The 20,215-nt window shown below is 69.4% G+C and carries 17 protein-coding genes; 7 read left to right on the forward strand and 10 right to left on the reverse strand.

Annotated features, from left to right (window positions below):
• The first annotated feature begins 234 nt into the window (after positions 1 to 234).
• Entirely contained in the window at positions 235 to 444 is a 210-nt protein-coding gene (locus ACFPMG_RS34135) for a hypothetical protein (protein WP_014198000.1), read from the forward strand.
• Positions 445 to 546: 102 nt separating this feature from the next.
• Here ACFPMG_RS34135 and ACFPMG_RS34140 read toward each other — a convergent pair whose 3' ends face one another.
• From ACFPMG_RS34140 to ACFPMG_RS34150, 3 genes are all read right to left on the reverse strand, one after another.
• Complete coding sequence (locus tag ACFPMG_RS34140) at positions 547 to 771, reverse strand: hypothetical protein (protein ID WP_377000482.1); 225 nt, start codon at positions 769 to 771, stop codon at positions 547 to 549.
• Between the two features lie 47 nt (positions 772 to 818).
• Positions 819 to 1,013, reverse strand: coding sequence for a hypothetical protein (locus ACFPMG_RS34145; protein ID WP_183181124.1), 195 nt, complete (start codon positions 1,011 to 1,013; stop codon positions 819 to 821).
• Positions 1,014 to 1,260: 247 nt separating this feature from the next.
• On the reverse strand, positions 1,261 to 1,812 hold the full coding sequence (locus ACFPMG_RS34150; protein ID WP_377000484.1) for a YcbK family protein: 552 nt from the start codon (positions 1,810 to 1,812) through the stop codon (positions 1,261 to 1,263).
• A 565-nt stretch (positions 1,813 to 2,377) separates the two neighbouring features.
• Here ACFPMG_RS34150 and ACFPMG_RS34155 point away from each other — a divergent pair.
• Positions 2,378 to 4,195, forward strand: a complete 1,818-nt coding sequence (locus ACFPMG_RS34155; protein ID WP_377000486.1) for a hypothetical protein — start codon at positions 2,378 to 2,380, stop codon at positions 4,193 to 4,195.
• Between the two features lie 63 nt (positions 4,196 to 4,258).
• On the opposite strand, the gene ACFPMG_RS34160 is transcribed toward ACFPMG_RS34155, so the two are convergent.
• Both ACFPMG_RS34160 and ACFPMG_RS34165 read right to left on the reverse strand, forming a co-directional pair.
• Entirely contained in the window at positions 4,259 to 4,441 is a 183-nt protein-coding gene (locus ACFPMG_RS34160) for a hypothetical protein (protein ID WP_377000488.1), read from the reverse strand.
• A 63-nt stretch (positions 4,442 to 4,504) separates the two neighbouring features.
• Positions 4,505 to 4,690: a hypothetical protein gene (locus ACFPMG_RS34165; RefSeq protein WP_377000490.1), complete on the reverse strand. Its 186-nt coding sequence runs from the start codon at positions 4,688 to 4,690 to the stop codon at positions 4,505 to 4,507.
• A 402-nt stretch (positions 4,691 to 5,092) separates the two neighbouring features.
• Between ACFPMG_RS34165 and ACFPMG_RS34170 the strand changes: the two genes are divergently transcribed.
• The gene (locus ACFPMG_RS34170; protein WP_377000522.1) at positions 5,093 to 7,069 is read left to right on the forward strand and encodes a YgiQ family radical SAM protein; all 1,977 of its coding nucleotides are present in this window, start codon (positions 5,093 to 5,095) and stop codon (positions 7,067 to 7,069) included.
• A 158-nt stretch (positions 7,070 to 7,227) separates the two neighbouring features.
• On the opposite strand, the gene ACFPMG_RS34175 is transcribed toward ACFPMG_RS34170, so the two are convergent.
• Positions 7,228 to 7,881 (reverse strand): hypothetical protein, encoded by a 654-nt coding sequence (locus ACFPMG_RS34175; protein WP_377000492.1) that lies wholly within the window; start codon positions 7,879 to 7,881, stop codon positions 7,228 to 7,230.
• Between the two features lie 114 nt (positions 7,882 to 7,995).
• Between ACFPMG_RS34175 and ACFPMG_RS34180 the strand changes: the two genes are divergently transcribed.
• The gene (locus ACFPMG_RS34180) at positions 7,996 to 8,775 is read left to right on the forward strand and encodes a C40 family peptidase (protein WP_377000494.1); all 780 of its coding nucleotides are present in this window, start codon (positions 7,996 to 7,998) and stop codon (positions 8,773 to 8,775) included.
• On the opposite strand, the gene cobA is transcribed toward ACFPMG_RS34180, so the two are convergent.
• The 4 genes from cobA to nirB form a co-directional block, all read right to left on the reverse strand.
• On the reverse strand, positions 8,698 to 9,645 hold the full coding sequence (gene cobA / locus ACFPMG_RS34185) for a uroporphyrinogen-III C-methyltransferase (RefSeq protein WP_417281726.1): 948 nt from the start codon (positions 9,643 to 9,645) through the stop codon (positions 8,698 to 8,700). The genes ACFPMG_RS34180 and cobA overlap by 78 nt on opposite strands.
• Complete coding sequence (locus ACFPMG_RS34190; RefSeq protein ID WP_377000498.1) at positions 9,620 to 12,256, reverse strand: molybdopterin-dependent oxidoreductase; 2,637 nt, start codon at positions 12,254 to 12,256, stop codon at positions 9,620 to 9,622. The genes cobA and ACFPMG_RS34190 overlap by 26 nt, the downstream gene beginning before the upstream one ends.
• Positions 12,257 to 12,419: 163 nt before the next feature.
• Complete coding sequence (gene nirD, locus ACFPMG_RS34195) at positions 12,420 to 12,776, reverse strand: nitrite reductase small subunit NirD (protein WP_035677835.1); 357 nt, start codon at positions 12,774 to 12,776, stop codon at positions 12,420 to 12,422.
• A gap of 6 nt (positions 12,777 to 12,782) precedes the next feature.
• Positions 12,783 to 15,248 (reverse strand): nitrite reductase large subunit NirB, encoded by a 2,466-nt coding sequence (gene nirB, locus ACFPMG_RS34200; protein WP_377000501.1) that lies wholly within the window; start codon positions 15,246 to 15,248, stop codon positions 12,783 to 12,785.
• A 645-nt stretch (positions 15,249 to 15,893) separates the two neighbouring features.
• On the opposite strand from nirB, the gene ACFPMG_RS34205 reads away from it, so the two are divergent.
• From ACFPMG_RS34205 to ACFPMG_RS34215, 3 genes are all read left to right on the forward strand, one after another.
• A complete protein-coding gene (locus ACFPMG_RS34205) occupies positions 15,894 to 17,282 on the forward strand; it encodes a CmpA/NrtA family ABC transporter substrate-binding protein (protein WP_377000503.1) in 1,389 nt (462 codons plus the stop codon).
• A gap of 157 nt (positions 17,283 to 17,439) precedes the next feature.
• On the forward strand, positions 17,440 to 18,531 hold the full coding sequence (locus tag ACFPMG_RS34210) for an ABC transporter permease (protein WP_377000505.1): 1,092 nt from the start codon (positions 17,440 to 17,442) through the stop codon (positions 18,529 to 18,531).
• Positions 18,532 to 18,544: 13 nt separating this feature from the next.
• Entirely contained in the window at positions 18,545 to 20,209 is a 1,665-nt protein-coding gene (locus ACFPMG_RS34215; protein ID WP_377000507.1) for an ABC transporter ATP-binding protein, read from the forward strand.
• The last annotated feature ends 6 nt before the right edge of the window (positions 20,210 to 20,215 follow it).

Here is a 20,215-nt window from a genome sequence, read left to right on the forward strand (position 1 = left end):
TCCCCCGCTAACGCAGGGGAGGGAGACACACGCGAAGCTGCGCCAGTCCCCTCCCCTGCGAAGCGAGGGAGGGTTAGGGTGGGGGCACAGTACCGCCCGAATTATTCCAAGGACACCGATGCAGCCGCCGCTCATCAGTCCTGCGTTTGTGCGGATTTTGGTTAGTGCTTCCTTAACCCAGCGGGATCATGGTCCGCCCACCGCAAACAGAGCATATGCACAAGGCGCCTGACCATGGGCCAGAAGACCATCAAGTTCTCCGACAAGAACGGCTACCGCGACGTCGAACTCGACAGCCTGCCGCGCAACGTGCGCGCCGCCGTCACCGACATGGCCGCGAAGAACCCCGTCGCCAGCATCATCGTCGACCAGACGGGCATGCTGTACCGGATTCACCTGACCGAGCCGGCGAACGTCTATCTGGACGTGCTCTCGGTCGCCTGAACCGCGGCACTCCATAAGGTTCAGGAACAACGGCGGCGCACCCGGTGCGCCGCCGTTTCCATTTCAGCGTGCCGTTATGAGTATGCCGTCACGAGCGTTCCGTCACTCCGGCAGGACGGACACCGTGCGGTCCAGGGCATCGCGCGGAACCGTCGAGCCGAAACCGGACAGGATCGCGCGGGCGTGCCCCGGTGCCAAGCCGGTCATCCGGGCCAGATCGCCGGCGTCCAGCCCCTGCTGTTCGGCGGCGTGGCGGATGCGGGTGATGGCGTCGCGTTTCTCCGTGCGGTCCATGGCGCTGCTCCGTTTGCGGATGTGATGGGTCATGCGGTCCTCCTGTGCCGACGGGCAGGGAGAGGCGGGTTTGCGGCTCCTCAGTGCGGGCGGCCTTCCAGGCGGCGCAGCGCGCGGTCGAGCGTGCTCACGGGCATCATGAACACGGTGCCGTCCAGAACCGCCCGGACATCCTCGATGTCCAGGCCGGTGGCGGCTGCCACGCCACGCTCGTCCAGGCCGCGGTCCTCGGCGATCACGGCGATCCAGCCCGCCAGCGTGCGGGCCTGGGCCATCCGGGCGGGGTCCGTCAGCGGGTGACGGTGCGCCGATCGGCTGCGGCCTCGGGGGTCCGCAAGGTCGGTTGGGGTTAGCATGGGCTCCTCCCAAAGAGCATTGGCCGGATCATTCGGCCTTCTTTTTCGGGCTATCGTGCGCTTCCTCCGTCCTGCGCACAATCCATCCATCGGCGTAATGCCCTTCGCCCGATGCCCCCTGGCAAAAGGTTCTGCGACGAAAAGTCCCGATTCCGTGCCGCCACGTTCAGGCTCCCATCCAGCGCCGCGTCGGCCCGGTGTCCACATGGACGAAGTTCCGCTTGGCGTAGCAGCCCGCCCCGCCGTCGCCGAAGGACAGGGCGCAACGGTAGAGGTCCACCGCGCGCCGTCCCTGCAGGCGCAGGTCGACCGCCCGCCCCTGCAGATGCAGGCTGCCCGTCGCCGCCCCTTTGACGCGGCGGTTGGTTTCCTTGGAGCGGAAGGCCGACAGCACCTCGAACGGATGCTGGCTGTCCAACTTCTCCTGCATCTCCGACAGACGATTCAGCAGGGCGAGATCGATGCGGTGGCAATCGTCGCTGCGATGGTCGCGCAGCACCCAGTCGATGCGGGCCATCGCCTCCGCGATCGGGCGCCCCTCCGCCCAGTAGACGCCGTCGAAGCCTTCTCCCGTCAGGCAGTTGTAGATCCGCAGCGTGCGCTCCGGTGCCGGTTCCCACGCCGCCGCGCTGCGGCTGTTGCAGACGCCGATCGCGACGGCGGCTCCCAGCCCGAAGATGCCGCGGCGCGTCAGCGCGGACGCGGCGGGCTGGTCCATCGGGGATTTCTGGGGAAACGTTTGAAGGTGAGGGGTCGGATAGCGGCGCGACGGAACGTTCAGAGACGACAAGAAAGACGAAGACAAAAAAGGCATGGAACCACCGGTGCGTTGCGTTACCGAAGCCGAGAACAGGGAAAACCGGGAAATGTCGGCACGCCTTATCGACGGCGGGGGATGCGCGTCGGTGAGCCGGGCGTGCCGCGGGGACGGGAGAAACCTTCAGCCAGTGTTCGGGCTCTCCCGTGTCGAGTCCCCTGTCCGGCGGCGGGTAACCCGGACAACCGCCCGACCGTTCCGCCGCGGCGGGTAGCATACGGTAGTTTACGCCCCGTTCGGCGGGGGTGGCTCCCGCCGCCTTCGGACGTGCGGCGACATCCTTTGGATAGGCGCCCTACCCCAACGATCAGAGAAACGGGCGGACTTCGGGAACATGATCCGTCCTAAAAGCACAGGGCCAATGGACATCAGTTTTTCCCGATGAAAGAATGCCGCCAACACCTCGACCCACCCCTTTTGAGAAAGATCGCCTGTGGTCTTTCTCAACGTTCGGGAGACGTCACGAATGACCGAGGAAACTCCGCCCGCGCAGGGGTGGGCATTGGATGATCGTGCCGTCAGGACCCAGCTTGAGCGGATATTGGCGAGCGACCATTTCGACGCGTCGGACCGCAACCGCCGCTTCCTGCGCTATGTGGTCGAGGAGTGCCTGGACGGGCGGGCGCAGCAAATCAAGGCCTACTGCATCGCCGTCAGCGTCTTCAACCGAGAGCCGAGCTTCGACCCGCAATCCGATCCCATCGTGCGGTTGGAGGCCGGGCGGCTGCGCCGCAGCCTGGAGCATTACTATCTGACCGCAGGCCGTGACGACCCGATCCGCATCGTCGTCCCGAAGGGCGGCTATGCCCCCCGCTTCGAACGGCTGAACGGCGATCCGTCCCCTGCCCTGCCCACCCCTCACGCCATTCCGGCGGCGGAAGCAGTGCGCAGGCCCGTTTCCCTGCGCGTCGCCGGATTGGCCGCTGTGGTGCTGATCGCCGTCGGGCTGGCCGGCTTGCTGGTCGGACGAAACCTCGCCCCACCCATCGACGTGGAAGAGGCCCTGGCGCTCGGTCCGCATCCGATCGCGGCCAGCGCGGAGTCGAGGGGGAACGAGCCGGTGCTGCCCCAATCGACGATGCTGTCGGCGGCCCCGCCGGTGGCGGTCGATGCATCGATGACCCTCGTCGTCGGCCCCTTCCGCACCACCGGCCAGTCGGCGGAGGACGGCGCGCTCGCCGCCATGCTGACCGACGAGATTGCCAACAGCCTCGCCAACCGGACCGATCTTCCGGTGCGGATCGCCCCGCCGCCCACCGCCACCCTGCCCCAGCAAGGATTTCGCCTGTCCGGAAGCCTTCAGGGGCATGATACGGCGGTGCGTCTGGTCGTGCACTTGACCGACCTCGCCACCGGGGCGGTGCTGTGGTCCAGCAGCCTGGACCGGACAGTCGGGCCGGAGGGAGCGCCCACCCCACAAGCCTTGGCGGCCGGCATCGTTGAGCCGCTGACCGCTGCGCAGGGCCCGCTGCTGCCGGTTGCCACCGCGCGTCTGCGCACCAAACCGACCACCAGCCTGTCGCCGCGCGAGTGCGCCTTCCTCGCCACCGGTCGGCATGAAGTTCCGCCCGCCGAGCGGACCGCCCTGAGCGGTTGCCTGACCTCGGCCGCCAGCGCGCTGACGACCAACGCCAGCGAGTCCGCCCGGCTGTGGTCGGCGCTGTCCCTTCTGCAGTCCGACGCCTATCGGACGGAACGGAACGACGTCGCCCTCAACGATGCCCTGACGGCCGCCCTGCGCGCCACCGAACTGGAGCCGACCTCGCCGCGCCCGTTGACGGCGCTCTACACCGCCTATTGCCTGCGCGGGCAGTACGTTTCCTGCTTCGCCGCCGGCCAGCGCGCCTTGCGGGCGTCCCCTGGGAACGCCCATGTGCTGGGTGACCTCGGCCTCTGGCATGTCGAAGCCGGCCAGCCCGCGAAGGGCCTCCCCCTGCTGGAGCAGGCGATGGAACGCGATCCCGCGCAGCGGGAACGGCTCCTGCCCGCCTATAGCCTCGCTCTCCAGCGCCATGGACACCCGGACAGCACGAAGCTTGAGTTCGAGGTGACCGCCGCCGCCCCGGCCCAGGCCGCCCTGGCCGTCGCCTTCGTGCAGATGGGCCGAATGGACGAGGCCAAGGCGGCGGCGACGCGAGCCCTGGCGGCGGACCCCGATTTCGCCCGCCGCGCCGCGCGGGAGCAGCGCATCCAGCCCCTGCCCCCGACGCTGGACGCGGCCATCCGCAGCAGCTATGCCATGGTTGGATTGGCCGCGCCCGCGGGCGAGAGCGTCACCCGGTAGCTTTCATACCCAGTCGCTCTCATACGACGTCGTATGATGAAACCGACGACGCTTTCCGGCCCGTCAACCGGTGCCCGGCTGGACGGACCCGTCATCCTCTTCCGCCCGCCGTCGCAGTTCGTCGGACGTGGTCCCGGCGGGAACGGCGTCCTGGAGCGTCCCGTCACCGGGCGTCTTGGTCTTGTCCTCCAACGGGGAATCCTTCCCCGTCCCAGGAGGGCTGTCGGGTGTCTTCTCGTCAGCCATGGCGAACCTCCGCTTTGTTGTGGTTCCAGCGAACAACGTCCGCGGTGCGTGCGGGGGTCCCCGTCACGGCTGGGGTGCGCTGTCCGGAGAGTCGTCCGTGCCCGGCGCCTTATCCCTTCTGGTGTCGGCGCCCGGCCCTTCGATGTTCTGGAAGCCCATCTTCTCCTCGTCGATGGCGGGGTCGGCGCGGGTGTTCTTGATGTCGAGCGGCTCGTCGCGCTGGTCGCCGTATCGCTTGTCGGTGCTCATGGTTTACTCCTATCCATGGGTGAAGCTTGCGTCTCAGCCCTTCCCAACAGGGTGCTAGGACAGCTGTTGCAACAGGCCCCTTGCCGAGGACGCCACGGCTGCACACATCACGGCGTCATAATCGCGTATAAAGTTGACCCCGACGGTCAGGCAATCCTTGACCGCGCCGCGGCACTTCCGTAGGGACTCGCGCGGTGGACCATGCCGGACATTGCCGGTATGAAACCGGCACCCGACCATCAAGCACCCCGCCCCGGCAGCGCGCCTCGCGCACCGGCGGCCCGAACGGAGAGCGTCATGCTCAACGAAGCCACGCCCACCGTCGCCGTTCCGGCGGCGCGGGACATCTTCTCCCTCCCCCGGCACCGGACGGAGGCCCGGCGGCCGGCGCCCTTCCTGCCGATGACGCGGGCGGAGATGGACCGGCTGGGCTGGGATTTCTGCGACATCGTGGTGGTGACGGGCGACGCCTATGTCGACCATCCCAGCTTCGGCATGGCGATCATCGGGCGGCTGCTGGAGGCGCAGGGCTTCCGCGTCGGCATCATTGCCCAGCCGGACTGGAGCAGCGCCGAGCCGTTCAAGGCGCTGGGCAAGCCGAACCTGTTCTTCGGGGTGACCGGCGGCAACATGGACTCGATGGTGAACCACTACACCTCGGACCGCCGCCTGCGTCACAACGACAGCTACACCCCCAACGACGAGGGCGGCAAGCGGCCCGATCGCGCGGTGATCGTCTACAGCCAGCGCTGCCGCGAAGCCTACAAGGACGTGCCCATCGTGCTCGGCGGCATCGAGGCGAGCCTCCGCCGCATCGCCCAGTACGATCATTGGAGCGAGAAGGTCCGCCGCTCCATCCTCGTGGACTCCAAGGCGGACATCCTGTGCTACGGCAACGCGGAGCGCGCGATCATCGACGTCGCCCACCGCATCGCCGCCGGGGAGAAGGCGCGGGAGATCGACGACGTCCGCGGCACCTCCATCGTCCGCAGCTGCGTGCCGGACGGCTGGACCGTTATCGACAGCAGCAGCATCGACGAGCTGACCCCCGCCGCCCCGCGCGCAGCCGGGGCCGACCGCACCGTGGTCCGCCTGCCCTCCTTCGAGCAGGTCAGCGCCGACAAGGTGCTCTACGCCCACGCGTCGCGCGTGCTGCACCAGGAGAGCAACCCCGGCAACGCCCGTGCGCTGGTGCAGCGGCACGGCGACCGCGAGGTCTGGCTGACCACGCCGCCGATCCCGCTGACCACGGCGGAGATGGACGGGGTCTACGGGCTGCCCTACGCCCGGGCACCCCACCCGTCCTACGGCGACGCGCGCATCCCGGCCTGGGAGATGATCCGCTTCTCGGTGAACATCATGCGCGGCTGCTTTGGCGGCTGTTCCTTCTGCTCGATCACCGAGCATGAGGGGCGCATCATCCAGAGCCGGTCGGAGGGGTCGATCCTCAAGGAGATCGAGGAGATCCGCGACAAGGTGAAGGGCTTCACCGGCGTCATCTCCGACATGGGCGGGCCGACCGCCAACATGTACCGCATGGCCTGCAAGGACCCGGAGATCGAGAAGGTCTGCCGCCGCCCGTCCTGCGTCTTCCCGGACATCTGCAAGAACCTGAACACCGACCACAGCGACCTGATCCAGCTCTACCGCAAGGCGCGCGCCATCCCCGGCGTGAAGAAGATCAACATCGCCTCGGGCCTGCGCTACGACCTCGCCGTCCGCAGCCCGGAGTATGTGAAGGAGCTGGTGACCCACCATGTCGGCGGTTACCTGAAGATCGCGCCGGAGCACACCGAGCCCGGCCCGCTTTCCAAGATGATGAAGCCGGGAATCGGCACCTACGACCGCTTCAAGGAGATGTTCGAGAAGGCGGCCAAGGCGGCGGGCAAGAAGCTCTACCTGATCCCCTACTTCATCGCCGCCCACCCCGGCACCAGCGACGAGGACATGATGAACCTCGCCTTGTGGCTGAAGCGGAACGGGTTCAAGGCCGATCAGGTGCAGACCTATTTGCCCTCCCCCATGGCGCTCGCCACGGCAATGTACCACAGCGACCGCAACCCGCTGCGCCCGATCCGCCGCGAGGGTTCGGAGACGGTGTTCTCCGCCAAGGGGCTGAAGCAGCGCCGCCTGCACAAGGCCTTCCTGCGCTACCACGACCCGGAGAACTGGCCGGTGCTGCGCGACGCGCTGAAGGCGATGGGCCGCAGCGACCTGATCGGACCGGGCGAGCACCAGCTCGTTCCGGCTTGGCAGACGACGGGGGGCGTGGGCAAGGCGGAGAAGCCGAAGCCCGGCAAGACCTTCTACACCCAGCAGGCCGGCAAGGGCCGCCGGGCGCCGGCCAAGGCCGGCAAGCCGACGGGACGGGTAAGGTAGCCATACACCCCCTCTCCCGCCCCGGGAGAGGGAAGGGGCCCACGCGCCAGCGTGGGAAGGGTGAGGGTACCGGCAAGGACCAGCGCCCCATTCTCGGCCTTACCCTCACCCGGCGCATGCGGCGCCACCCTCTCCCCAGAGGGGAGAGGGAATGAGGCTCAGCAGTCGTTGAGCGCCTTGATGCGTTCGATCAGTGCCAACCCGTCGCGCTCGGCCAGAGCGACCTCGGCGACGCCGTCGCAGGCGCGGCCGCTCACATGGACATAGTGGTAGCGCACGCGCACGGCGTCCCGGCCAATGGGCTCCGCGGCCAGCAGGCGGACGGGAACGCTCATGTTGCCGTAGAAGCGGGTCATGGACGCGATGTCGTAAGCCCCGCTGCCTCGCTTCTCGGGAATGACGTAGGTGTTGGCCCGCGCGGCGTCCGCCTGCCCCAAGGCGTCATAGAAGGCGCGCACCGCCGCGACCCCGTCGGTCGGTTGGGGGCGCGGCGTGGGCGGATGGATTTGGGCCGGGTCAGCGCTCGCGGCGGGCTGCGGGATGGGCGCAGGGTTGGCCACGGGCTGACCCGGCCGGACCACCGTGGCCGCCGGGGACGGCTGCGATGGAACGGGGACCGGCGGGGCAGGGGGCTGCTCCACCGCCGGAGAAGGAGCCGGAGAGGGAATGGGCTGCGGCACGAGCCGCAGGGGACCGCTGGTGGCGGCCTGGGGGATGGCCGCCTGGGGGGTCGTCTGTGCGGCGGCTATACCGGCCAGCAGACATGTTCCTGCCGCCGCCGCGAGCCCCAGACGCCTCACACGGTTGCCCATCGCACTCTCCTGTCGAAAAGCGTCAAATCCATAGCAAATCCCTGTTCGCCGGAGGATTGTCCGGAACGGTCCTCTGGCTTGCATTCCAGCGGGGCGGGCTCTAGCGTGACCGGCATGACCGATGCACAGACCACTCCGATCCGCCGGCTCGCCGCCCCGCAGGCCGTTCTTCTGGAACAGCCGAGGCACGGTGTCCCGCAAACCAGCGAGATGCTGTTCGGTGAGACATGTACGCCGCTCGACCAGGATGGCGACTGGGTGAAGGTGGAAAACCGCACCGACGGGCATGTCGGCTGGCTTCCTCCCGGCACGGACCTGACGGAGCCGGTCGCCCCGACGCACCGCGTGTCCGGGCGCGTGGCAAACCTGCATCCGGCGCCCACCCACAAGGCGGTGCCCGTGGCGGCGCTGAGCTTCGGCAGTCTGGTGACCGTGGCGGAGCAAGCGGATAGCGGCTGGGTCCGGCTGGACAACGGGCTCTGGACCTTCGACAAGCGGCTGGAGCCGGTGAACGTGCCGCTGGACCGCGTTCCGGTGGAAACGGCGCTGCGCTTCCTGGAAACGCCCTATGTCTGGGGCGGGCGGAGCGCCTTCGGCATCGACTGTTCCGGCCTCGTCCAGGTGGCGCTGAGGGCGGCGGGGATCACCACCCACCACAGCAGCGGGATGCAGCGCAACGACGACCGGCTGGGGCCGATGCTGTCCACAGACGGGCAGGGGGTCGATTACCGCCGTGGCGACATCGTGTTCTTCCCCGGCCATGTCGGCATCATGCTGGACGGCGCCACGCTGCTGCACGCCACCGTCTTCACCATGTCAGTCGTGACCGAACCCCTGGCCGACGTGGCCGCCCGCGCGGAGGGCATCACCGGCGTGCGCCGCCCGCTCATATAGCGCCCGGTCCTCTAGCGCCCAGCCGATCAGAAGCAGCGTCGGGCCGTCGCCCGCCGCCACGCCCCGCTCGGCCATGGCGCCCAGCGTCGTCCGGTGGTGGCGCTCGTCGGGGCGGCAACCGTTCTCCACCGCCAGCACCGGCGTGTCGGGGGACAGGCCGCCGGCGGTCAGGCCGCGCCCGACGCGGCGGGCGGCCTCGCGGCCCATGTAGATCGCCAGCGTGCCCTTGGGGTCGGCCAGCCGCGCCCAGTCCGGCTCGGTCGCATCGCCCTCGCGGGCGTGGGCGGTGACGAAGGTGACGGCGCGCGACACGCCGCGCTTGGTCAGCGACAGGCCGGCGCTGGACGCGCAGCCAAGCGCCGCGGTGATTCCAGGGATGACCGACACGCTGATTCCGACACGCTCCAGATGCTCGATCTCCTCGCCGGCCCGGCCGAAGATCATCGGGTCGCCGCCCTTCAGCCGGACGGTGCGCCGCCCGGTGCGAGCCTGCGCCGCGATCAGGGCGTTGATGGCCTCCTGCGAGTGGGAATGCTGGCCAGACCGCTTGCCGACGCAGATCAGCTCCGCCCCCGGCTGCGCCAGGGCGAGGATGCCCGGCCCGACGAGGTGGTCGTAGAGGATCACTTCGGCCTGCGAAATCGCCCGCGCCGCCGCGACGGTCAGCAGGTCGGGGTCCCCCGGCCCGGCGCCGACCAGCATCACGTGGGGCGTCCGCGTGCCTGCCTGCGGGATGGCCCGGGCGACGCGGCGGGCCGTGCGCGGACGCAGCGCCGATCCCAGCGCGGCGCGCAAGGCGACGATGAAGTTGAAACGCTTGCCCCCGGACCGGGAGACAAGACCGTCAAGCCACATGGCAGCGCTGGGCATCGGCAAGGATCTCCTTGAGTTCGGGAATGCAGGAGCCGCAGTTGGTCCCGGCCCGCAGGGCCGTTCCGACCTCCTGGACCGTGGTCAGGCCTTGGCTTTGGATGGCGGCGATCAGGCGGTTGACGCCGACGCCGAAGCAGGAACAGACCGTCCGCCCCTCGTCCATCGTGGGAACCGGCGAGCGGCCGGAGAGCAGGGCGCGGCGGGCGGATGCGTCCAGCGCCTCCGCCGACAGCAGGTCGACCAGCCAGCCCCGGCTCGGCAAACCGCCGGAGGTGGACAGGAACAGGCAGGCCTCCAGCCGGTCGTGGGTCACCCAGGCGCGGCGCAGCATGCCGCGGGCGGCGTCGCTGTAATCGACCGTCGCCCCGGCGAAGCCGAACGCCAGCGCGTCGGGGGCGGGCAGGGCACCCTCGCCGGCCAGCTCAATCAAGTGGCCGCCGGGGACGACGCGGCGGGACCAGTAGCCGCCATGGGTGGGCTCCACCGGGGTCCGAGCGATCAGGAAGCCGGTCCAGGCGGTGGGGTAGGGGACGACCGTCACCGGCATCCGCTTCAGGTCGGGCTGGCCCGACACCGGGTCCACGGCCATGTCGTCCACCAGCCGCCCGACGACGCAGGAGGCGGCGAAGCGGTCGGTCCAGTGCATGGGCAGGAAGGCCTCCCCCACCCGCTGCGCCTCGGTCACGCGCAGCCGGGCCAGCGCCGTGCCGACAGGGGTCGAGAGGCTGACCAGGGCGCCGTCCGTCAAGCCGCGCGCCGCCGCGTCCTGCGGGTGGAGGTCCAGGCAGGGTTCCGGCGCGTGGGCGGAGAGGCGCGGCGACAGGCCGGTGCGCGTCATGGTGTGCCATTGGTCGCGCAGGCGGCCGGTGTTCAACATCAGCGAACCCGGCTCCACGGAGCGGGGCAGGGGGCGGGAGATGACCGGGACGAAGCGCGCCCGGCCGTCCTCGGTGAAGAAGCGCCCGTCGGTGTAGAGACGGCGCGTCGGACCCTCGCCGACCCGCCGCGGCCAGGGGGCGGGAGCGAGCGTTTCAAATTCAGCGTCGGACAGCCCGGCAAGGCCGCCGATGTCGAAGGCGCGCGTGCCGTCGTTCTCGAAGGCGGAGAGGGCGGCGTGCTCGCGGAACAGGTCGGCGGGCGTCTCGAAGGGGAAGGCGTCGGCGAAGCCCATCGCGCGGGCGACCTGGGTGACGATCCACCAGTCGGGCCGCGCCTCGCCCGCCAGGGGACGGAAGGCCCGCTGGCGGGAGATCGTCCGGTCGGAATTGGTGACGGTGCCGTCCTTCTCGCTCCAGCCCGCGGCGGGCAGACGGATGTGGGCCAGCCGCGCCGTGTCGGTGTCGGCGATGCAGTCCGACACGATCACCGTCTCGCATTTGGCCAGCGCGCGGCGGACGCGGGCGGCGTCGGGCATGCTGACCGCCGGGTTGGTCGCCATCACCCAGACGGCGCGGACCGTGCCTGCCTCCACGGCGCGGAACAGGTCCACCGCCTTCAGGCCGGGCTTGTCGGCCACGCGCGGCGCGTTCCAGAAGCGGCGCAGCCGGTCCACCGACTCCGGCTCGAACCCCATGTGCGCGGCAAGTTGGTTGGCGAGCCCGCCGACCTCGCGTCCGCCCATGGCGTTGGGCTGGCCGGTGACCGAGAAGGGACCCATGCCCGGCGCGCCGATCCGCCCGGTCAGGAAATGGACGTTCAGGATGGCGTTGACCGTGTCCGTCCCCTGCGAGGACTGGTTCACCCCCTGGGAGTAGACGGTGACGGTGCGGCGGACCGTTGCGACTTCAGCGTAGAAGGCCTCGATCTCGGCCCGCGGCACACCGCAGCGGGCGGCGACATGGGCGGGGGAGGGCGCGTCGGCACGCGCCGCCTCCAGCGCCTTGGCCAGACCGGCGGTGTGCTCCGCGACGAAGCGGGCGTCGATCAGGCCGTGGTCGGCAAGATGGACGAGCAGCCCGTTGAACAGCAGGGCGTCGGTGCCGGGTCGGATGGGCAGGTGCCGGTCTGCCCCGTCCACCGAGGCGGTGCGGCGCGGGTCGATGACGACGATGCGGGTACCGCGCGTCCGCTTGGCCGCCAAAAGCCGCTGGTTCAGGATCGGGTGGCACCAGGCGAGGTTGGAGCCGACCAACAGGACCAAATCGGCCTCGTCCAGATCCTCGTAGGTCACCGGCACCGCGTCGGCGCCGAAGCCGCGCTTGTGGCCCGCTACGCTGGAGGCCATGCAGAGGCGCGAGTTGGTGTCGATGTTGGCGGTGCCGAGGAAGCCCTTCGCCAGCTTGTTGACGGCGTAATAGTCCTCGGTCAGCAACTGGCCGGAGACGTAGAAGGCGACCGAGTCCGGCCCGTACTTCGCGATGGTGTCGGACAGGCGCGTTGCGACTTCCGCGATCGCCTCGTCCCAGGCAACGCGCCGCCCGTCCACCTGCGGGTGGAGCAGCCGCTCGCCGAGGCCCAGCGTGTCGGGCAGGTTAGTGCCCTTGGAGCAGAGCTTCCCCCGGTTGGCCGGGTGGTCGGGATCGCCGGAGACGGTGACGGCGCCGTCGGCGGAGACGGAGGCCAGGACGCCGCAGCCGACGCCGCAGTAAGGGCAGGTGGTGCGGACCATGTACCCTCCCATTTCCCTCTCCCGCCTCGGGAGAGGGTGCCCGCGCAGCGGGCGGGTGAGGGTCGTGCGAGGATCAAGGCGCTGGTCCTCGGCAGCACCCTCACCCTCCCACGCTGGCGCGTGGGTCCCTCCCTCTCCCGGGGCGGGAGAGGGGCTATCAGCGTCACCCATGGCCGCACCCTCCGCGTCCGGGACGGAAAGCCGCCAGCCCGAGCTGCACCGCGCCGTCCACCACCCGCACCGGGCAATGGCCGGCGCAGCCCTCGTCGGGGCCGACCGCTTCGCCGCTGGCGAGGTCGATCACCCAGCTGTGCAGCGGGCAGGTCACCCGCGCTCCATGGACGATGCCCTGCGACAGCGGGCCGCCGGCGTGCGGGCAGCGGTCCTCCAGCGCGTAGACCTCGTCCGCCACGGTGCGGAACAGGGCGATGTCGCCGAAGTCGGTCCGCACCACGCGGGACCCCTGGCGGGGAATGTCCTCGACCGAGCCGACGGTGATCCAGGAAATGCTCTGATCCATGTCTCGTTACCCCACCTGAGCGAGCGGCGCGAATTCGTGACGGTCCACCGACCCGTTGGCCCGCTCGGCCCACGGATCGTCCTGCGAAAAGCTCTGGGAGAAGAGGAAGCGGGCGTTGAGCGCCGCGCGGCCCTCGGCATCATCGACCAGCCGGCGCTTGATGTACTCCAGCCCGACGCGCTCGACCCACGGGGCGGTGCGCTCCAGATAGCGGGCCTCCTCGCGGTAGAGCTGCATGTAGGCGCCGGTGTATTCCAGCACCTCCGCCTCGGTCTCCACCTTCACCAGCAGGTCGCAGGCCCGGACATGCATGCCGCCGTTGCCGCCGACATGCAGCTCGTAGCCGCTGTCCACGCAGACGACGCCGAGGTCCTTGATGGTGGCCTCCGCGCAATTGCGCGGGCAGCCGGAGACGGCCAGCTTCACCTTGTGCGGGGTCCAGGTGCCCCAGGTCATCCGCTCCAGCTTGACGCCCAGGCCCGTGCTGTCCTGCGTGCCGAAGCGGCACCATTCCGACCCGACGCAGGTCTTCACCGTGCGCAGCCCCTTGGCGTAGGCGTGGCCGGACACCATGCCGGCGGCGTTCAGGTCCGCCCATACCGCGGGCAGATCCTCCTTCTTCACGCCGAACAGGTCGATGCGCTGGCCGCCGGTGACCTTCACCGTGGGAATGGCGAACTTGTCCACCACGTCGGCGATGGCGCGCAGCTCCTGCGCGCTGGTCAGCCCGCCCCACATGCGCGGGACGACGGAGTAGGTGCCGTCCTTCTGGATGTTGGCGTGGACGCGCTCGTTGATGTAGCGGGACCGGCTGTCGTCCTTGTACTCGCCCGGCCATTCGCACAGCAGGTAATAGTTCAGCGCCGGACGGCAATGGTGGCAGCCGTCGGGCGTGCGCCATTCCAGCCGCTGCATCACGTCGGGGATGGATTTCAGTTCCAGCGCGGTGATGGCCCGGCGCACCTCGTCGTGGGTGCGGTCGGTGCATTTGCACATCGGCTTGGCCTTCGCCTCGCCCGCGTAGCCGTCGCCCAGCGTCAGGGCCAGGAGCTGCTCCACCTGACCGGTGCAGCTTCCGCAGGAGGCCGAGGCTTTGGTATGAGCCCTCACCTCATCCAGGTTGGACAGGCCCTTCTCGGTGATCGCCGTGACGATGGTGCCCTTGCACACGCCGTTGCAGCCGCAGATCTCCGCACTGTCGGGGAGCGCCGCAACGGCGGCCTTAGGGTTTGCGGCGCCCTCCGCCCCGAACCCCTGGCCGAAGATCAGGGTGTCGCGGACCGGCGCCACTTCGGTCCCGTCCTTCAGCATCTGGAAGTACCAGCCGCCATCCTTGGTGTCGCCGTAGAGAACGGCGCCGAGGATGCGGTTCTCCTTGACCACCACGCGCTTGTAGACGCCGCGGGCGGCGTCGCGGAACACGATGTCCTCGCAGTCCTTGCCGCCGGTGAAGTCGCCGGCCGAGAAGACGTCCACCCCCGTCACCTTCAGCTTGGTCGAGGTGACGGAGCCGGTGTAGGCGGCCTCCGTACCGCCGGCCAGCCGGGCGGCGGCGACCTTGGCCATCTCGAACAGCGGGGCGACGAGGCCGTAGGTCTGGCCGCGATGCTCCACGCACTCTCCGACCGACAGGATTGCCGGGTCGGAGGTGGTCATGGCGTCGTCCACTTGGATGCCGCGCCCGCAGGCCAGCCCCGCCGCCTTGCCCAGCGCCATGTTCGGGCGGATGCCCACGGCCATGACCACCAGATCGGCGGGAAGCTCCTGCCCATTTTTCAGGCGAACCGCAGAAACGCGCTCATTGCCTACGATTTCAGCAGTGTCGGCGCCGGTCAGCACGGTGATGCCCCGGCGCTCCAGCTCGTGCCGCAGCAGCGCCCCGGCGGAGCGGTCGAGCTGCCGTTCCATCAGCGTGTCCATCAGGTGCAGGACCGTGACGTCCATGCCCTTGACCTTCAATCCGTTGGCGGCCTCCAGCCCGAGCAGGCCGCCGCCGATGACCACGGCGCGCCCGCCCTTTGCCGCCGCCTCCAGCATCGTGTCAACATCGGCGAGGTCGCGGAAGCCGACGACGCCGGGCAGGGTCGAGCCGGGCACCGGGATGATGACGGGGGTGGAGCCGGTGGCGATCAGCAGCTTGTCGTAGGCAACAGTCAGGCCGGAAATGGCCGTGACGGTGCGGTTCTCCCGGTCGATCACCTCCACCCGGTCGCCGGTCAACAGCTTGATTCCGTTGGCCTCGTACCAGTCGCGCCCGTTCAGCACAATCTGCTCGAAGGTCTTCTCCCCGGCCAGCACGGGGGAGAGCATGATGCGGTTGTAGTTGGGGTGCGGCTCGGCACCGAAGACGGTGATGTCGTAACGGTCCGGCGCCTTGGCCAGCAGCTCCTCCAGCGTGCGGATGCCGGCCATGCCGTTGCCGACGACGACCAGCCTTTCGCGCGGAGTCGGTGGATTGGTGTGCGTGCTCATGCTGTGTGCCCTCTTGCGAGGCCGCGAGGCCGAAAAGAAAAAGGCGCCCGAAGCCCTGGGGACTCCCGCGGGATTCCCAGGGTTTCGGACGCCGTTGTCCGGGTGGTTCGCCGTCGAACCGGCCATGGCGCCGTTGCCCTGGCCCTGATCTGCCCGTCCTTCTGGCAAGCCGCGTGCCAACACCGGCACTAAGGTATGAGAAAGGGACCGGAATGGCGGATTTCCGCCATTTGCAGGGCTTCGCCGCCGCTGGTCGATGACGGGAGCGTCGGTACCAAAACACGCGCTTTTGTCCTGCATCGACCAAAAAGCGGTCCGAAAGCCAACAAATTGTGCAATGCGGCATCACCAAGGTACTAGCACAAACAATGGGCAATTCGCGTCAAAGCCGCAGAAATAAAGACCTTTGGCTCTGTTTGGAAGATCATTCAGCCTTTGGCATGATCCTTGCGAGAGGAACGGCGGGACGCGCCAACGGCGGTGCGTCCATCCCATACGCCCAAGGTTGGGCCCCTCGGCACCGTCGCTGACCCGGTTCGACAGCCCTTCATGGCTGGAGAGCCCTCAACGGCGCGTCGCCGGTGGGGCGTTGGATCGAGGTCGGGCGTGCCGCGGGGTTCCGGAACGAGAGATGGAGCGACCGACGTGACCCGATTTCCCGCCTCCCCCCGCACCGCCCTGCTGTCCGCCGCCGCCACGCTGGCGCTGACGCTCGGGTCCGCCCAGGCCGCTCCGCTCGACGTGGAGAAGGACCAGCTCAAGCTGGGCTTCATCAAGCTGACCGACATGGCCCCGCTCGCCATCGCCGCGGAGAAGGGCTTCTTCGAGGACGAGGGCCTGTCGGTGACGCTGGAGCCGCAGGCCAACTGGAAGGTGCTGCTCGACCGCGTCATCTCCGGGGAACTGGACGGCGCCCACATGCTGGCCGGCCAGCCGCTGGGCGCCACCATCGGCTTCGGCACCCAGGCCAACGTGGTGACCGCCTTCTCGATGGACCTCAACGGCAACGGCATCACCCTGTCCAACGAGGTGTGGGAGCGGATGAAGCCCAACCTGCCCAAGGGGCCGGACGGCAAGCCGCTGCACCCGATCAAGGCCGACGCGCTGAAGCCGGTCATCGCCCAGTACCGGGCGGAGGGCAAGCCCTTCACCATGGGCATGGTCTTCCCCGTCTCCACCCACAATTACGAGCTTCGCTACTGGCTGGCCGCCGGCGGCATCAACCCCGGCTACTACGCGCCCAACGACGTGTCGGGCCAGATCCAGGCCGACGCGCTGCTGTCGGTCACTCCGCCGCCGCAGATGCCGGCGACGCTGGAGGCCGGGACCATCTTCGGCTACAGCGTCGGCGAGCCGTGGAACCAGCAGGCGGTGATGAAGGGCATCGGCGTGCCGGTCATCACCGACACCGAGATCTGGAAGAACAACCCGGAGAAGGTTTTCGGCGTCACCGAGGGCTGGGCCGCCAAGAACCCCAAGACTCATCTGGCGCTGGTCAAGGCGCTGATCCGCGCGGCCATGTGGCTGGACGAGAACGACAACGCCAACCGCGCCGAGGCGGTGAAGATCCTGGCGAAGTCGGAGTATGTGGGGGCCGACGCCAAGGTCATCGCCAACTCGATGACCGGCACCTTCGAGTATGAGAAGGGCGACAAGCGGGCGGTTCCCGACTTCAACGTCTTCTTCCGCTACAACGCCACCTATCCCTTCTATTCCGACGCCGTCTGGTACCTGACGCAGATGCGCCGCTGGGGCCAGATCGCCGAGGCCAAGCCGGACTCCTGGTACGACGAGACCGCCCGCAAGGTCTACAAGCCGGAGATCTACCTGAAGGCCGCGCGGCTGCTGGTGGAGGAGGGCAAGGCCAAGGAGGCCGATTTCCCCTGGGCCAGCGACGGCTACAAGCCGCTGGACGAGGGCTTCATCGACGGCATCGCCTACGACGGCCGCAAGCCCAACGAGTACCTGACGAAGCTGCCCATCGGCCTGAAGGGCGGGCAGGCGCTGCAGGGCGGGCAGCTGGTCGGCGGTTGAGACTGCGGACTTCCGATACTCGCGCCGTGGTCGCGACGGGCCCCCACCCTAACCCTCCCCCGCTTTGCAGGGGAGGGGACTGCCTCCCTCTCCCGCCCAGCGGGGGAGGGCCGGGGTGGGGGCCGCGGCGCCCCGCGCCAAACAGAAAGATCACCCCATGACCAGCGTGACCGAAGCCTCCACCCTCTCCTCCGCCGAGGCGCTGCGCGCCCGGCGCAAGGCCCGCCTCGCCCAGACCCTGAACCGCGCCGCCGCCGCCCTGCAAATCGTCGGGCTCGGCTGGCTCAGCCCGCTGCTGCGCATGGCCGCCGGGGACAGCCCGCGCCAGCAGGGGCAGGAGCTGTGGCAGCAGATGGGCGTGCCGCTGACCGCCCTGATGCTGTTCCTCGCCGCCTGGGCGTGGCTGGCGCCGCAGGTGAACACCAGCCTGGGCGCCATCCCCGGCCCGGCCCAGGTGTGGGAGCAGGTGGGCGTCCTGCACGCCGACCATCAGGCCGAACGCGCCAAGGAGGCCGCCTTCTACGACCGGCAGGCCAAGCGCAACGCCGAGCTGCTGGCGAAGGACCCGGCGGCCGAGGTGAAGACCCGCCCCTACGCCGGCAAGCCGACCTATCTGGACCAGATCGTCACCAGCCTGAAGACCGTCTTCACCGGCTTCCTGCTCGGCGCGCTGGTGGCGGTGCCGCTGGGGGTGGCCTGCGGCCTGTCGCGCACGGTCAACGCGGCGATGAACCCGCTGATCCAGATCTTCAAGCCGGTGTCGCCGCTGGCCTGGCTGCCGCTGGTCACCATGGTGGTCAGCGCCACCGTGTCGAGCGACAACCCGACCTTCGAGAAGTCCTTCCTGACCTCCGCCATCACGGTCACGCTCTGCTCGCTGTGGCCGACGCTGATCAACACGGCGGTCGGCGTGTCCTCCATCGACAAGGACCTGATGAATGTGGGCAAGGTGCTGCAGCTCTCCGGCCCGACGATGGTGCGCCGGCTCGTGCTGCCCTCGGCGCTGCCCTACATCTTCACCGGCCTGCGGCTGTCGCTGGGCGTGGGCTGGATGGTGCTGATCGCGGCGGAGATGCTGGCCCAGAACCCCGGCCTCGGCAAGTTCGTGTGGGACGAGTTCCAGAACGGCTCCTCCTCCTCGCTTGCCCGCATCATGGTGGCGGTCTTCACCATCGGCCTGATCGGCTTCCTGCTCGACCGCGTCATGCTGGCCTTCCAGGCCGCCGTTTCCCACACCGGCACCCGCTGAGGAGTCCCCGAGCATGGCCATCCTTGAGCTGAAGAGCGTCGCGAAGTCCTACGGCGGGACCGAGGTGCTGCGCGGAATCGACCTGTCCATCGCGGAGGGGGAGTTCGTCGCCATCGTCGGCTTCTCCGGCGCCGGCAAGACCACGCTGGTCAACCTGATGGGCGGGCTGGCCGCCCCCGACGCGGGCGAGGTGCTGTTCCGCGGCGCGCCGGTGCGCGGGCCGGGGGCGGAGCGCGGCGTCGTGTTCCAGAACTACTCGCTGATGCCCTGGCTGAGCGTGAAGGACAACGTGGCGCTGGCCGTGGACGCCGTGCACAAGGGCAAGGCCACGGCGGAGCGCGGCGTGCTGACCCGCCGGGCGGTGGAGACGGTGGGGCTGGGCCACGCCACCGACCGCCGCCCCAAGGAGCTGTCGGGCGGCATGCGCCAGCGCGTCGGCTTCGCCCGTGCGCTCGCCATGAGCCCGGAGATGCTGCTGCTGGACGAGCCGCTGTCGGCGCTGGACGCGCTGACCCGCGCCAAGCTCCAGGACGAGATCGAGGCGATCTGGCGCAAGGACCGCAAGACCGTCGTCCTCATCACCAACGACGTGGACGAGGCGATCCTGCTGGCCGACCGCATCATTCCGCTGACGCCCGGTCCGGGGGCGACGCTCGGCCCCGCCTTCGCGGTGGACCTTCCGCGCCCGCGCGACCGCACCGCCGTGAACCACGACCCGGACTTCAAGCGCCTGCGCGCCGAGGTCACGGCCTGGCTGATGGAGGCCGGGGCCAGCCGCGCCGCCGCCGCGGTGGACGAGACCCTGACCCTGCCGGCGGCGACGCCGATCACCGCCGCACCGCCGCCCAAGGCTTATCTGGCCGGGCAAGCCGGCGGCCTGTCCGACGACCGCTATGTGGAGTTCAGCCGGGTCACCAAGACCTTCGCCACGCCGAAGGGACCGCTGACCGTGGTGGACGGCTTCGACCTGAAGATGCGCAAGGGGGAGTTCATCTCCCTGATCGGCCATTCGGGCTGCGGCAAGTCCACGGTGCTGTCGATGGTCGCCGGGCTGGCCGACGTCTCCAGCGGCGGCATCGTTCTGGACGGCAAGGAGGTCGTCGGCGCCGGCCCCGATCGCGCGGTGGTTTTCCAGGCGCCCAGCCTGTTCCCCTGGCTGACCGCGCTGGAGAACGTCATGCTGGGGGTGGACCGCGTCTACCCGCAGGCCGGCCGGGGGGAGCGCAACGACATCGCCCGCTACTACCTGTCGCGCGTCGGGCTGGGCGATGCCATGCACAAGAAAGCGGCGGAGCTGTCCAACGGCATGAAGCAGCGCGTCGGCATCGCGCGGGCCTTCGCCTTGTCGCCGAAGCTGCTGCTGCTGGACGAGCCCTTCGGCATGCTGGACAGCCTGACCCGTTGGGAGCTTCAGGAGGTGCTGATGGAGGTGTGGGCGCGCACCCAGGTCACCGCCATCTGCGTCACCCACGACGTTGACGAGGCGATCCTGCTGGCCGACCGTGTGGTGATGATGTCCAACGGGCCGAACGCCCGCATCGGCCACGTCCTGGAGGTGGACATCCCCCACCCCCGCACCCGGCAGGCCCTGCTGGAGCATCCCCGCTACTACGCCTACCGGGAGGAGTTGCTGAACTTCCTGGAAGGCGGGCACCACGGGACGGTGAAAGCGGCGTGAGATGGG

Source organism: Azospirillum himalayense (assembly GCF_042657465.1).
GTDB lineage: Bacteria > Pseudomonadota > Alphaproteobacteria > Azospirillales > Azospirillaceae > Azospirillum > Azospirillum himalayense.

Coding starts and splice junctions, on each gene's coding strand:
- ACFPMG_RS34135 (WP_014198000.1), top strand. CDS start 235: ATGGGCCAGAAGACCATCAAGTTCTCCGACAAGAACGGCTACCGCGAC.
- ACFPMG_RS34140 (WP_377000482.1), bottom strand. CDS start 771: ATGACCCATCACATCCGCAAACGGAGCAGCGCCATGGACCGCACGGAG.
- ACFPMG_RS34145 (WP_183181124.1), bottom strand. CDS start 1,013: ATGGCCCAGGCCCGCACGCTGGCGGGCTGGATCGCCGTGATCGCCGAG.
- ACFPMG_RS34150 (WP_377000484.1), bottom strand. CDS start 1,812: ATGGACCAGCCCGCCGCGTCCGCGCTGACGCGCCGCGGCATCTTCGGG.
- ACFPMG_RS34155 (WP_377000486.1), top strand. CDS start 2,378: ATGACCGAGGAAACTCCGCCCGCGCAGGGGTGGGCATTGGATGATCGT.
- ACFPMG_RS34160 (WP_377000488.1), bottom strand. CDS start 4,441: ATGGCTGACGAGAAGACACCCGACAGCCCTCCTGGGACGGGGAAGGAT.
- ACFPMG_RS34165 (WP_377000490.1), bottom strand. CDS start 4,690: ATGAGCACCGACAAGCGATACGGCGACCAGCGCGACGAGCCGCTCGAC.
- ACFPMG_RS34170 (WP_377000522.1), top strand. CDS start 5,093: ATGACGCGGGCGGAGATGGACCGGCTGGGCTGGGATTTCTGCGACATC.
- ACFPMG_RS34175 (WP_377000492.1), bottom strand. CDS start 7,881: ATGGGCAACCGTGTGAGGCGTCTGGGGCTCGCGGCGGCGGCAGGAACA.
- ACFPMG_RS34180 (WP_377000494.1), top strand. CDS start 7,996: ATGACCGATGCACAGACCACTCCGATCCGCCGGCTCGCCGCCCCGCAG.
- cobA (WP_417281726.1), bottom strand. CDS start 9,645: ATGCCCAGCGCTGCCATGTGGCTTGACGGTCTTGTCTCCCGGTCCGGG.
- ACFPMG_RS34190 (WP_377000498.1), bottom strand. CDS start 12,256: ATGGTCCGCACCACCTGCCCTTACTGCGGCGTCGGCTGCGGCGTCCTG.
- nirD (WP_035677835.1), bottom strand. CDS start 12,776: ATGGATCAGAGCATTTCCTGGATCACCGTCGGCTCGGTCGAGGACATT.
- nirB (WP_377000501.1), bottom strand. CDS start 15,248: ATGAGCACGCACACCAATCCACCGACTCCGCGCGAAAGGCTGGTCGTC.
- ACFPMG_RS34210 (WP_377000505.1), top strand. CDS start 17,440: ATGACCAGCGTGACCGAAGCCTCCACCCTCTCCTCCGCCGAGGCGCTG.
- ACFPMG_RS34215 (WP_377000507.1), top strand. CDS start 18,545: ATGGCCATCCTTGAGCTGAAGAGCGTCGCGAAGTCCTACGGCGGGACC.